This is a genomic window from Azoarcus olearius (assembly GCF_001682385.1).
GTDB lineage: Bacteria > Pseudomonadota > Gammaproteobacteria > Burkholderiales > Rhodocyclaceae > Azoarcus > Azoarcus olearius.
In genome coordinates this window covers 4,123,621-4,136,094 of record NZ_CP016210.1, presented here as the reverse complement: position 1 = coordinate 4,136,094, position 12,474 = coordinate 4,123,621, and the positions used below count along the sequence as shown (strand labels likewise).

The following is a 12,474-nucleotide window of genomic DNA, read 5'->3' as shown; positions in this document are numbered from 1 at the left end:
CGGCGGCCGGCGCCGGCCTCAGTTTCCACCCAGCAACAGCGCGAGCCGATCGCGGGCGCTTTCGGGGGCGTCCTGGAAGCGCTCGCGGATCACCTGCACCTCGTCCCAGGCACGCAGGAAGGCGGCGACGCAGGCCGGGTCGAAGTGGCTACCGCAACCGTCCTCGAGCAGCGTGCGCGCGTCTGCCAGCGACCACGCCGGCTTGTACGGGCGCGCGGACGTCAGCGCGTCGAACACGTCGGCCACCGCGACGATGCGGCCGAACAGCGGAATCGCTTCGCCGGCCAGCCCTTGCGGATAGCCGCTGCCGTCGAACTTCTCGTGGTGGCTGTGGGCGATTTCGGCGCCGGCCTGCAGCACCGGCGCATCGCTCGCGAGCAGCAGCTCGTAGCCGTAGCGCGCGTGCTGCTTCATCACCGCGAATTCCTCCTCGCTCAGCCGGCCCGGCTTGAGCAGGATGGCATCGGGGATCGCGATCTTGCCGACGTCGTGCATGGGCGCCGCGGCCAGGATCATGTGCTGGTCGTCCTCGCTCAAGCCGAGTTCGCGCGCGATCAGGCGCGAGTAATGCGCCATGCGCTGGATGTGGGCGCCGGTTTCCGGGTCGCGGAACTCGGCGGCGCGCGACAGCCGGCACACCAGCTCGTGCTCGCGCGCCAGGATGGCGGCGGTGGCCTTGCGGATTTCGCCGCTCAGCCACTCCGCGCGGTCCGCTTCGCGCCGCGCCGCGCGCCGCAGCTTGAGCATGTTGCGGGTGCGCGAGGACAGTTCCTTGTTGTCGATCGGCTTGGTCAGGAAGTCGGTCGCGCCGGCGTCGAGCGCGGCGTGCCGCACCTCGCGCTCGTTGTTGGCGGTCACCATCAGCACCGGCACCTCGCTGGTGGGCGGGTGGGCGCGCAGGTGGCCGATCAGTTCGATGCCGCTCATCTCCGGCATCATGTAATCGACGATCACGAGGTCCGGAGTGTGCTCCAGGCAGTGCGCCAGCCCCTCGCGCGGATCGTCGAAAACGATCGGGTCGCAGGCCGCTTCGCGCGCCAGCAGGTAGCGCAGCAGGGTCAGGTTGACGCTGTGGTCGTCGATGATGACGATCCGCGCCCGCTCTTCGGTGAATGCGTGTTCAGCCTGCACGAGCGTGCTCTCCTGTGAGATGCCGGCCCGGGGACGCGGCGACGATCCCGGCCGGGCCGGGACGCGGGTTGGGGGCGAAGCTGCCGCTCATGCGGGCTGCCCCGGCGGATGTGCGGCAAGGCGTTCGGCAAGGCCGGCAACCACGGCATCGACGGCGGTCGCGAGGCGATCGAGTTCGTCGGCGGGGGCCTGCGCCGGGTCCGACTCGATACGCTGCACGCGCTCGGCGAGCGGCGCGAGCCCCAGCAGCCCGAAGGTGCTTTTCATGTTGTGGGCGGCGCGCCGCAGCGATTCCCAGTCCTGCGTGGCGTGGGCGCCGCAGGCGAGTTCCAGGTCGTCCGGCAGCTGCGCGACGATGACCTGGCCGACCATCTCCACCAGGTCCGGCGGAAGGGCCGCCAGCGCCGCCGCGATCGCGTCGCCATCGTCGGCGGCCGCAGCGGCCGGCGAGGGTGGTGGTGGCGTCTGTGGCGCGGCTGCGGGGGCGCTGTAGCGCGCGAGCAGGCGATGCACCGCCTGCGCGTTGATCGGCTTGGCGAGGTGGTCGTCCATGCCGGCGTCCAGGCAGTGCTGGCGGTCTTCCGGCATCGCGCTCGCGGTCATCGCGATGATCGGGGTGTGCTGGCCGGGCGGCTCCAGCGCGCGGATCAGCCGCGTCGCATCCTCGCCGCCCATCACCGGCATGTGCATGTCCATCAGCACGATGTCCCAGCGCGTTTCGGGGAAGCGTTCCACCGCGATCTGGCCGTTCTCCGCCAGCGTCACCGTGTGGCCCCATTTTTCGAGCAGCTGGCGGGCCAGCAGCTGGTTCACCGGGTGGTCTTCCACCAGCAGGATGGACAGCGGGCGGGCGTGTTCCTGCAGCAGCGGACGGGTTCGCGCCGCGGCGGGCGGCGGCGCAGGCACAGCCGCCGCGCTCGGCGCAGGGGCGATCAGGCGGCCAAGCGTCTCGCGCAGTTCGACCGGCGTTGCCGGCTTGGTGAGATAGCCGCCGATGCCCAGCTCGCGGCAGCGCTGGCTGTCGCCGCTGCCGCCGCCGGAGGACAGCATCACGATCGCCGCGTTCTCAGCCAGACCCTCGTCGCGCAGCGCGGCGGCGAAGCCGAAACCGTCCAGTTCCGGCATCTGGGCGTCGAGCAGCACGACGCGGAACGGCGTGCAGGCGCCGTCGGCGGCGCGGACGCGCGCCAGCGCGCTGAGGCCGTCCGCCGCTTCTTCCACGTTGAAGCCCCATGCGCGCAGCCAGTGCACCAGATGGCGGCGATTGACCGGATGGTCATCCACCACCAGCGCCGGCAGGCCCGGCCAGGTGGCGGCAGGCGGCAGCGCGCGGCCGCCGTGGGCCGGCTCGGCGCGGCGCTTGAGCCGCACCGTGAAGTGGAAGGTGCTGCCCACGCCCGGCGTGCTATCCACCCAGATGCGCCCGCCCATCAGCCCGACCAGCCGCGCCGAGATCGTCAGCCCGAGGCCGGTGCCGCCGAAGCGCCGGGTGGTGGAGGTGTCGGCCTGGGTGAAGGCCTCGAAGATCTGCGCCTGCTGCTCGGGGTCGATGCCGATGCCGGTGTCGGAGACTTCGAAATGGGCGATCAGTGCGTCGCCGCCCGCGGCGGACGGCTCGGCACGCACCCGCACCGCGATCTCGCCGGCCTTGGTGAACTTGAGCGCGTTGTCGCACAGGTTGGTCAGCACCTGGCGGATTCGGCCGGAGTCGCCCGCCACCACCGCCGGCAGGTCCGGCGAGAGCTCGTAGGCGAAACGCAGTTTCTTGCGCTCGGCGCGCGTCGAGATGCTCTTCAGCGCCTCGGTGACCGCCACCGCCGGGTTGAAGTCGATCTCCTCGATCGCGAGCTTGCCGGCCTCGATCTTCGAGAAGTCGAGGATGTCGTTGACGATGACCAGCAGCGATTCGGCCGACGACAGCACGATGTTGAGGTAGTCGCGCTGGGTGGGGTCGAGCCGGGTGTCGAGCGCGAGTTCGGTCATGCCGATGATGCCGTTCATCGGCGTGCGGATCTCGTGGCTCATGTTGGCGAGGAAGTCGCTCTTGGCCTGGCTTGCCGCCTCGGCCAGCTGGCGCGCGCTCTCCAGTTCCTGCTCCACGCGCTTGCGGTCGGTGATGTCGATCACCGCGCCCACGAGGCCGGTCACCGTGCCGTCGGCGCGGGTCAGGCGCGCCTTCCAGAACAGGCCGTCGCGGTGCTGGCCGGTGCGGCGGTTGACGATGCGCGCCTCATAGCTCTGGTGGCCCCCGTCCTGCAGCAGTTCGAGATCCTTCTTGTGCATCAGGCGGCCTTCGTCGCCCGGTACCAGTTCCAGCACGCGGCGGCCATACCACTTTTCGCGGTCGATGCCGTACATCTCCTCGAACGCGCGGTTGAAGCGCAGGTAGCGGCCGTCGGCGTCCTTCAGGTAGATCGCGGTCGGGATCGATTCGAGCAGCAGTTCGGTGAAGTGCAGTTGCTCGGCCAGGCGCGCCTCGATGTCCTTGCGCTCGGTGATGTCGGTGCGGATCGAGATGAAGCGCTCGGGCACGCCGTCGGCGTCCGGCAGCGGCACGATGGTGGCGCTGACCCAGAACGGCTCGCCGCTCTTCGTGCGGTTCTTGATTTCGCCATGCCATACGCGGCCGGCGCGGATCGTCCGCCACATGTCGGCATAGAACTCCGGCGGGTGGTAGTCGGACTTGACGATGCGGTGGCTGGCGCCGAGCAGCTCTTCCCGGCTGTAGCCGCTGATCTCGCAGAAGCGGTCGTTGGCGTAGGTGATGAGGCCGGCGCGGTCGGTGATGCTGACGATGCCGTGCTGGTCGAGCGCGAACTTCTGGTGGTCGAGTTCGCGCCGGCCGGCTTCGCGTTCGGCGACCAGTTCGCCGATCGCGCGCGTCACCGTCTCGATGTCGTCCAGCGGGGCGCCGCCGGCCGGCGCGTCGGCCGGCAGGATGGTGCCGAGCAGCGCGCGCAGCGAGGCGAGCGTCTTTTCGCGTGCCTCCAGTTCGCGCCGCAGGCTGTCGGAGGTGCGCGCCAGCACCTCGAACATCGGGCGGAATTCCTCCGGCACCTCGTCGATCAGTTCGCGCCCCGAATCGCTGCCGCGCGCCTGGTCGGCCTCGAAGCTGCGTACCCGTTCGAGCGCGCCCAGCATGCGCCGCAGCGGATACCAGATCAGCAACAGGCCGCCGCTGATGCTGGCCGCGCCCAGCGCGAGCGCGCCGAGCAGCAGCGCCCACAGCTGGCTGGCGATCACCTCGCTGGCGAAGCTCAGGCGCAGCACGCCGTAATCGACCCCGCCGAGGACGATGTTGCGATTGACCTGCGAGAGCTGTTCGGACACGGCGTCGTCCAGCCAGCGCGGCGCCGGCCATTTCGGCTGGCGCGGGCGCTCCGCGCGCAGCACGCCGCCCTGCAGGTCGATGAAAACCGCCGATTCGAACTGGGAGCGCAGGATGGCCTTGTCCAGCGTGCGCTTGATCGTGTCGTAGTCGCCGATGACCGCGCTCTCGCCCAGTACCTGCGCCACGACCTCCACCAGCATCGAAGCCGACTCCTGCGCTTCCTCGATGTGGCCGCGGAACTGGTACTGGTAGAACAGCCCGATGCCCACGCCGACGAACAGCAGCAGCGTCAGCGACGTGAGCGCATACACGCGGGCAACCAGCGAGCGCGGCAGCAGGGCGTTCATGACGGCGCGGACGCGCGCGCGGACGGGGTGGAGCGGCATCAGCGCAACGAGGCCGGCGCGGTGTCGTAGAACTTGCGGTAGTTGGCGAAGTCGTCCTGCGTCGCGGGAACGAAGTAGCTGCCTTCGCTGATGCCGACCTCGGCCGCGGCACGCTGCAGGATGTCGCGCCCGCGCGCATCGTCGCGCATCTTGACGAAGGCGCTGGCGACCGCCTTGAGGTCCTTTTCCGGCACCTTGGCGGAGGCCATCAGCGCGAGGTCGTGATAGGGCTCGGAGGTCCACAGCACGCGGAACTTCTTGCCCTCCTTGTTGGCGTAGCCGTCGATCAGCGCCGAATTGCTGCCGACCGCCTTCGCGCGGCCGGCGAACATCTGGCTGAAGGCCGCGTTCTGGTTGCCGCCGAACACCACCTGCACGTCGATGCCCTTACCAAGGAGATAGGCGTAGGGCAGCTTGTAGCCGATGAAGGCTTCCGGCCCCGCGAAGGCGACCTCCTGGTCCTTCAGCTCCTCGATCCGGGTGATCGGCGAGTCGGCCGGCACCGCGATCGCACCGCGGATCTCGGACGGCTGGCGGCGCGCGAACACCTTCCAGCCGAGCTTCTGGCGTTCCGGGCTGAACAGGTGGTTGGTGAACACGAACTCCACCTCCTGCGCCAGCACGTAGGAGGTGGTGTCGGCCGAGGTGCGGCCGATCTTCAGCTCCAGCTTCACGCCGCTCTTTTCCGACACGTAGTTGATGATCGGATTCCAGTACGCGGCGGTCTTGTTGATGTCCCACTGGTTGACCGGCGAGAAGCGGTAGACCGCGTCCTGGGCGAGGGTGGCGGAGGAGATGAGGGCGGCGAATGCGCCGACTGCGAGCGAGCGGATCATCTATATCGTTCGTATTAGATCGAATCCGCATTATAGGCACCCCGGCGCGCTTCGCCAGCGCCACGCGCGCGGGGCACGTGAAGTGTTTCGCAGCGGCGGGGCGCGCGTGCGTCAGCCGGTTGCGGCGACACGGCCCAGGCGGCTGGAGATCTGCTCGGCGCAAGCCTTCACGCGGCGCGCGGTGGGGCCTTCCCAGTCGGGGTCGAAGGAGCCCGCGGGGCCCATCGCGGTGATCGCCAGCGCGAGATTGCCGCTGTGGTCGAACACCGGCGCGGAAAAGGCGTTGATGCCGGGGATGGGGTTGCCGAGCGCGCGCGCCATGCCGTGTTCGCGCACCTCGGCAAGCACCTCGTCCACATGGCGCTGCGACAGCCGCAGCGCCGGTTGCGGCGCGCTGGCGAAGGTGGCGAGTTCCTTCTCCACCAGCGGGCGGGTGACCCGCGCCGGCAGCAGCGCGGCGAACACGCGGCCGGTGGCCGACAGCAGCAGCGGGGTCATCACGGTGCCGGGCCGCATGTTCACATGGATGGGCTTGCTGCTTTCCTCGATGCGGACGATGGTGGGGCCATGGTTGCCCCACACCGCGATCGCGACGTTGAGCTGGATTTCGTCGGCGAGGCGCGAAATCTCCGCGGTCGCGGCCTTCAGCGGATCGAGCGCGTGCAGCGCGGTCAGACCCATCTGCAGCGAGAACGGCCCCAGCCCGTAGCGCCCGGTCAGCGGGTCCTGCTCGATCAGGCCCAGCTTGCCGAAGCTCACCAGATAGGGATGGGCCTTGGCCGGCGGCATGCCGGCTTCGCGCGCGAGGTCCTTCAGCATCATCGGCGCGCCCACGCGTACCAGCGCCTGCAGCAAGGCGCCGCCTACCTCGATCGACTGGATGCCGCGGCGTTCGCTGCCGCGTTCCTCCTGGGTTCCGTTGTTGTCCGCGTCCAAGCTGGTCTCCTGAATGACGCGATGGTAGCAGTTCCGCCCGCCCGCACCGGCTGCCCGGTGCAGAGCCCGCCGCCGCGCGCTTCGGCGTAACAAATTAAACAATAACGAAGATATTGACGATTAACAAACGTCGGCCTAGCATCAGTGCCGTCCACCCAAAAAACGGGAATCCCCACATGAACACCAAAGCATTCGCCTCCCAGGCCGACCTCGAAGAAAAGAAGATCAGCTGGGACAAGCTGTCCGACAACGCCTATGCCTACACCGCCGAGGGCGACCCCAACACGGGCGTCATCATCGGCGACGACTCGGTGATGATCATCGACGCCACCGCCACCCCGGTCATGGCGCAGGGCGTGATCGCCAAGGTGCGCGAGATCACCGACAAGCCGATCAAGTACGTGGTGCTGACCCACTACCACGCGGTGCGCGTGCTCGGTGCCTCCGGCTACAAGAACGAGGGCCTGCAGCAGATCATCGCCAGCCAGGACACCTACGATCTCATCGTCGAGCGCGGCCAGCAGGACATGGATTCCGAGATCGGCCGCTTCCCGCGCCTGTTCAACGCGGTGGAGAGCGTGCCCGGCCTGACCTGGCCGACGATCACCTTCCAGAAGGAAATGACCCTGTGGATGGGCAAGCTGGAGGTCAAGATCCTGCAGGTCGGCCGCGGCCACACCAAGGGCGACACCATCGTGTGGATCCCGTCGCAGAAGATCTGCTTCTCGGGCGACCTGGTCGAATACGACGCCGCCTGCTACACCGGGGATGCCTACCTCGCCGACTGGCCGCAGACGCTGGACAACCTTGCCGCGCTCGGCGCCGAAAAGCTGGTGCCCGGCCGCGGTCCAGCGCTGACCAGTCCTGACCAGGTGAAGAAGGGCCTGGCGTACACCAAGGCCTTCGTCAGCGCGCTGTACGGCAGCGCCCGCGAGGCGGTGGCGCAGGGCATGGACCTGAAGGCGACGATGGCGCTCACGCGCAAGAACATGGACCCGCAGTTCGGCCAGGTCTTCATCTACGAACACTGCCTGCCTTTCGACGTGACCCGCGCCCACGACGAAGCGAGCGGCATCCGCGACCCGCGCATCTGGACGGCGGAGCGCGACCAGCAGATGTGGCACGCGCTGCAGCAGGATTAAGCAGAGAGATACCAGCCGGTGACACGCCCGCAGATGGCGGCGCCGGCGAGACAAGACAGTAGGAGGAGACAGCCGTGCTGAGCACGTATCAATACCCGAAGTTCGCCTACCGGCAGCCGCCGGAAATCGCCGAGAACCGCGACGGCCACTACCCGGTGGTCGTCGTCGGCGCCGGCCCGGTGGGGCTGGCCGCCGCCATCGATCTCGCCATCCAGGGCAAGCCGGTGCTGCTGCTGGACAACGACGACACCGTGTCGATCGGTTCGCGCGGCGTGTGCTACGCCAAGCGCGCGCTGGAAGTGCTGGACCGCCTCGGCTGCGGCGAGGAGATGGTGCAGAAGGGCGTGTCGTGGAACGTCGGCCGCACCTTCTTCCGCGAGGAAGAAGTGTTCAACTTCAACCTCTGCCCGCAGCCGGACCACCACCGCCCGGGCATGATCAACCTGCAGCAGTACTACCTGGAAGACTACCTGGTTCAGCGCGCGCGCCAGCTGCCCAACCTGGAGATGCGCTTCAAGAACAACGTGATCGCGGTCGCCCAGGACGGCGACAAGGCCACGCTGCGGGTGGAAACCCCGGACGGCGCCTACACCCTCACCACCGACTGGCTGGTGGTGGCCGATGGCGCGCGCAGCCCGATCCGCCACATGATGGGGCTGGACATCGAAGGCAAGATCTTCATGGACCGCTTCCTGATCGCCGACGTGGTGATGAAGGCGGAATACCCCACGGAGCGCTGGTTCTGGTTCGATCCGCCCTTCCATCCCAACCAGTCGGTGCTGCTGCACCGCCAGGCCGACAACGTCTGGCGCATCGACTTCCAGCTCGGCTGGCAGGCCGATCCGGAAGAGGAGAAGAAGCCGGAGAACGTCATCCCGCGCATCAAGGCGATGCTCGGCGACGACCGTGAATTCGAGCTGGAATGGGTCAGCGTCTATACTTTCCAGTGCCGCCGCATGAACAGCTTCAACCACGGCCGGGTGCTGTTCGTCGGCGACGCCGCGCACCAGGTTTCGCCCTTCGGTGCGCGCGGCGCCAACTCCGGCATCCAGGACACCGACAACCTGGTGTGGAAGCTCAAGCTGGTGATGGACGGCAAGGCGCCGCCCACGCTGCTCGACACCTACACCGAGGAACGCGGTTTCGCGGCGGACGAGAACATCATGAACTCGACCCGCTCGACCGACTTCATCACGCCCAAGAGCACGGTCAGCAAGACCTTCCGCAACGCGGTGCTGGGCCTGGCGGAACACCACGCCTTCGCCCGTGCGCTGGTCAATTCGGGGCGGCTTTCGGTGCCGAGCTTCCTCACCGGATCGCGCCTCAACACCGCCGACGCCGACATGTTCGCCGGCGACATGGTGCCGGGCGCGCCGATGGACGATGCGCCGATCGAAACGGCGGGCGGCGCGCGCTGGCTGCTGCAGGCGCTGGGCAACCGCTTCCAGCTGCTCTACTACACCCCCGATGCCGGCACGCTCGACGCCGCCACCGTGCAGGCGCTCACCGGCCTGGCCGACGGCGCGATCCCGGTGGAAGCTGTCGTCGTCGCCGAACGCGGCAGCGCGCCCGCCGGCCTGAAGACGGTGATCGACAGCAAGGGCCGCATCCGCGAGCGCTACGACCTCACCCTTGGCAGCGCCTATCTCGCCCGTCCGGACCAGCATGTCGCCGCCCGCTGGCGCAGCCTCGACGCCGCCCGCGTGCGCTCCGCCGTCGCCCGCGCCACCTGCAACGCCTGAAGGAGCACGCTCATGGCCTTGAACACCCAGCCCAATTTCGCCGAACCCGGCAAGCGTTACTTCCGCGCCTTCAGCCCCGGCGACGACTTCTACGAAATGCTGATCGACACCCATCGCGACCTCACCGACGAGCAGAGCGCGATGCTCAATGCCCGCCTGATCCTGCTGCTCGCCAACCAAGTAGGCGACCTTTCGGTGCTGCGCGAAGCGATGCAGATCGCCCGCGAAGGCGTCTGAACAGATTGAGGAGATCCACACCATGATCCGCAAGATCCACCACGTCGCCTACCGCTGCCGCGACGCCAAGGAAACCGTCGAGTGGTACGGCAAGTACCTGAAGATGAACTTCATCCTGGCGATCGCCGAGGACGAGGTCCCCTCCACGAAGGAGCCGGACCCCTACATGCACATCTTCCTCGACGCCGGCGGCGGCAACGTGCTCGCCTTCTTCGAGCTGCCGACCCGGGCGCCGATGGACCGCGACCGCAACACCCCGACCTGGACCCAGCACCTCGCGCTCGAAGTCGGGTCGATGGAAGAGATGATGGAGACCAAGGCGCGCCTGGAAGCCGACGGCATCCAGGTGGTGGGGCCGACCGACCACACCCTGTTCAAGTCGATCTACTTCTTCGACCCCTCCGGCCACCGCCTGGAGCTGGCCTGCAACACCGCCACGCCGAAGATGAACAAGATGCTCGACGAGGTGAAGTGGGACATGCTCAACGAGTGGGCAAAGACCAAGAAGGCGCCCAAGCACGCCGCGTGGATGCACGACGGCAGCTATCAGGACTGAGGACGCGCCGGGGCGGGCAGGTCCCGCCCCATGCCCCCGACAACGGAGAAGACGCACGATGAAACTCGCCACCCTCAAGCACGGCGGCCGCGACGGCACCCTGGTCGTGGTCAGCCGCGACCTGACGCGCTGCCAGACCGTCGCCGGCATCGCCCGCACGCTGCAGGCCGCGCTCGACGACTGGGACACCGTGGCGCCCGAGCTGGAGCTGGTGTACGACATGCTCAACGCCGGCCACGCCCGCCATGCCATCCCGTTCGATCCGGCGCACTGCCATTCGCCGCTGCCGCGCGCCTACCAGTGGGCCGACGGCTCCGCCTACATCAACCACGTCGAGCTGGTGCGCAAGGCGCGCAACGCCGAGGTGCCGGCCTCGTTCTACACCGATCCGCTGATGTACCAGGGCGGCTCGGACAGCTTCATCGGCCCGCGCGACAAGATCGTCGCCGACGACAGCTGGGGCATCGACTTCGAGGCTGAGGTGGCGGTGGTGACCGGCGACGTGGCGATGGGCGCGACGCCCGCCGAGGCCGCAGCGTCGATCCGGCTGCTGATGCTGGTGAACGACGTCAGCCTGCGCAACCTGATTCCCAAGGAGCTGGAAAAGGGCTTCGGCTTCTTCCAGAGCAAACCCGCCTCGGCCTTCAGCCCGGTGGCGGTGACGCCGGACGAACTCGGCGTCGCCTGGGAGGGCGCCAAACTGCATCTGCCGCTGCGGGTGGAACTCAACGGCGCCGCCTTCGGCTGCCCCAATGCCGGCCAGGACATGACCTTCGACTTCGGCCAACTGGTGGCGCATGTCGCCAAGACACGCGAACTCGAAGCCGGCTCCATCATCGGTTCCGGCACGGTCTCGAACAAGCAGGGCGGCCTGTGGGGCTCGACCGTGGCCAACGGCGGCGTCGGCTACTGCTGCCTCGCCGAGCTGCGCATGTACGAGACCATCGAGCAGGGCAAGCCCGTCACGCCGTTCATGAAGGCCGGCGACCGGGTGCGGATCGAGATGCTGGACGAGGCCGGCAACAACGTGTTCGGCACCATCGACAACACGGTCGTACCGCTGGGCGGCTGAGCGCGGCCGGCACATCGCACATAACAAGGAGGAGACACCGATGCACAAGAAAATCGCCGCCACGCTGCTGGCCGCGTCCGCGCTGTTCGGCGCGGGCGCCGCGCAGGCCGAGGAGATCATCCTCAAGGTCGCGCACTTCTGGCCCACCACCGCGCTGTCGCACCAGAAGGTGTTGCTGCCCTGGTGCGACAAGATCGCCAAGGAGTCGGCCAACCGCCTGAAGTGCCAGATCTACCCGGCAATGCAGCTCGGCGGCACGCCGCCGCAACTGATCCAGCAGGCGGCGGATGGCGTCGCCGACATCGTGTGGACCCTGCCCGGCTACAGCGCCGGCCGCTTCCCCTCGGTGGAGGTGTTCGAGCTGCCCTTCATGTCCAAGAAGGCCGAAACCACCAGCCGCGCGCTGTGGGATTACGCCGAGAAGTACGGCCAGAAGGACTTCGCGCTGGTGAAGCCGCTGGCCTTCCATGTGCACGACAACGGCTATGTGCACGGCAAGAAGCCGATCAGCACGATGGCCGACTTCCAGGGCCTGAAGATGCGCGCGCCGACGCGGCTGACCAACAAGATGCTGGCGGCGTTCGGCGCGGCCCCGGTGGCGATGCCGCTGCCGGCGGTGACCGAGGCGATGTCCAAGGGCGTGATCGACGGTTACGTGCTGCCGTGGGAGGTGATACCGACCGTGAAGCTGCACGAACTCACCCGGTACCACTCCGAAACCCCGGCCAGCGAACCCGCGCTCTACACCGCGGTGTTCACGATCGCGATGAACAAGGCCAAGTACGCCAGCCTGCCGGACGACCTGAAGAAGGTCATCGACGCCAACTCGGGCGCGGAGTTTTCCGCGATGATCGGCCGCGTGTGGGACGAATCGGCTCCCGCCGCGCGCCAGCAGGCGGTGGCCAACGGCAACCAGTTCGGGATGATCTCCAGCGCCGAGCTGGCGGGCTGGCGCAAGGTGGGCGACCGGCTTGCGGCCGAATGGGTGGAGGAGATGAAGGGCAAGGGTTATCCGGCGCAGGAGATGCTGGATAGCGCACGCGGGCTGATCGACAAGTACAGCCGCTGATCGTCTTGCCGCGAGGATCGCGGGCGCGGGGCCGGA

At 68.2% G+C, this 12,474-nt stretch carries 10 protein-coding genes; 6 read left to right on the top strand and 4 right to left on the bottom strand.

Annotation, left to right across the window (positions count from 1 at the left end):
- Positions 1 to 18 precede the first annotated feature (18 nt).
- The 4 genes from dqs_RS18895 to dqs_RS18880 form a co-directional block, all read right to left on the bottom strand.
- On the bottom strand, positions 19 to 1,131 hold the full coding sequence (locus tag dqs_RS18895; RefSeq protein ID WP_011767408.1) for an HD domain-containing phosphohydrolase: 1,113 nt from the start codon (positions 1,129 to 1,131) through the stop codon (positions 19 to 21).
- 87 nt (positions 1,132 to 1,218) lie between these two features.
- The gene (locus dqs_RS18890; RefSeq protein ID WP_236778706.1) at positions 1,219 to 4,809 is read right to left on the bottom strand and encodes a response regulator; all 3,591 of its coding nucleotides are present in this window, start codon (positions 4,807 to 4,809) and stop codon (positions 1,219 to 1,221) included.
- Positions 4,810 to 4,847: 38 nt separating this feature from the next.
- Positions 4,848 to 5,684: a phosphate/phosphite/phosphonate ABC transporter substrate-binding protein gene (locus tag dqs_RS18885; protein WP_011767406.1), complete on the bottom strand. Its 837-nt coding sequence runs from the start codon at positions 5,682 to 5,684 to the stop codon at positions 4,848 to 4,850.
- 111 nt (positions 5,685 to 5,795) lie between these two features.
- Positions 5,796 to 6,620, bottom strand: coding sequence for an IclR family transcriptional regulator (locus tag dqs_RS18880; RefSeq protein ID WP_011767405.1), 825 nt, complete (start codon positions 6,618 to 6,620; stop codon positions 5,796 to 5,798).
- A 176-nt stretch (positions 6,621 to 6,796) separates the two neighbouring features.
- On the opposite strand from dqs_RS18880, the gene dqs_RS18875 reads away from it, so the two are divergent.
- The 6 genes from dqs_RS18875 to dqs_RS18850 all read left to right on the top strand — a co-directional run bounded on the left by dqs_RS18875 (position 6,797) and on the right by dqs_RS18850 (position 12,438).
- Positions 6,797 to 7,762, top strand: a complete 966-nt coding sequence (locus dqs_RS18875; RefSeq protein ID WP_011767404.1) for an MBL fold metallo-hydrolase — start codon at positions 6,797 to 6,799, stop codon at positions 7,760 to 7,762.
- 74 nt (positions 7,763 to 7,836) lie between these two features.
- Entirely contained in the window at positions 7,837 to 9,504 is a 1,668-nt protein-coding gene (locus dqs_RS18870; RefSeq protein ID WP_065341412.1) for an FAD-dependent oxidoreductase, read from the top strand.
- Positions 9,505 to 9,516: 12 nt separating this feature from the next.
- The gene (locus tag dqs_RS18865; RefSeq protein ID WP_065341411.1) at positions 9,517 to 9,741 is read left to right on the top strand and encodes a DUF2783 domain-containing protein; all 225 of its coding nucleotides are present in this window, start codon (positions 9,517 to 9,519) and stop codon (positions 9,739 to 9,741) included.
- 22 nt (positions 9,742 to 9,763) lie between these two features.
- Complete coding sequence (locus dqs_RS18860) at positions 9,764 to 10,297, top strand: VOC family protein (protein ID WP_011767401.1); 534 nt, start codon at positions 9,764 to 9,766, stop codon at positions 10,295 to 10,297.
- Between the two features lie 58 nt (positions 10,298 to 10,355).
- Complete coding sequence (locus dqs_RS18855; RefSeq protein WP_011767400.1) at positions 10,356 to 11,369, top strand: fumarylacetoacetate hydrolase family protein; 1,014 nt, start codon at positions 10,356 to 10,358, stop codon at positions 11,367 to 11,369.
- A gap of 40 nt (positions 11,370 to 11,409) precedes the next feature.
- A complete protein-coding gene (locus tag dqs_RS18850; RefSeq protein WP_065341410.1) occupies positions 11,410 to 12,438 on the top strand; it encodes a TRAP transporter substrate-binding protein in 1,029 nt (342 codons plus the stop codon).
- Positions 12,439 to 12,474 lie beyond the last annotated feature (36 nt).

Excerpts from the sequence above, each read along its gene's own strand:
- dqs_RS18890 (WP_236778706.1), bottom strand. The coding sequence starts at position 4,809 with ATGAACGCCCTGCTGCCGCGCTCGCTGGTTGCCCGCGTGTATGCGCTC.
- dqs_RS18885 (WP_011767406.1), bottom strand. The coding sequence starts at position 5,684 with ATGATCCGCTCGCTCGCAGTCGGCGCATTCGCCGCCCTCATCTCCTCC.
- dqs_RS18875 (WP_011767404.1), top strand. The coding sequence starts at position 6,797 with ATGAACACCAAAGCATTCGCCTCCCAGGCCGACCTCGAAGAAAAGAAG.
- dqs_RS18865 (WP_065341411.1), top strand. The coding sequence starts at position 9,517 with ATGGCCTTGAACACCCAGCCCAATTTCGCCGAACCCGGCAAGCGTTAC.
- dqs_RS18860 (WP_011767401.1), top strand. The coding sequence starts at position 9,764 with ATGATCCGCAAGATCCACCACGTCGCCTACCGCTGCCGCGACGCCAAG.
- dqs_RS18855 (WP_011767400.1), top strand. The coding sequence starts at position 10,356 with ATGAAACTCGCCACCCTCAAGCACGGCGGCCGCGACGGCACCCTGGTC.
- dqs_RS18850 (WP_065341410.1), top strand. The coding sequence starts at position 11,410 with ATGCACAAGAAAATCGCCGCCACGCTGCTGGCCGCGTCCGCGCTGTTC.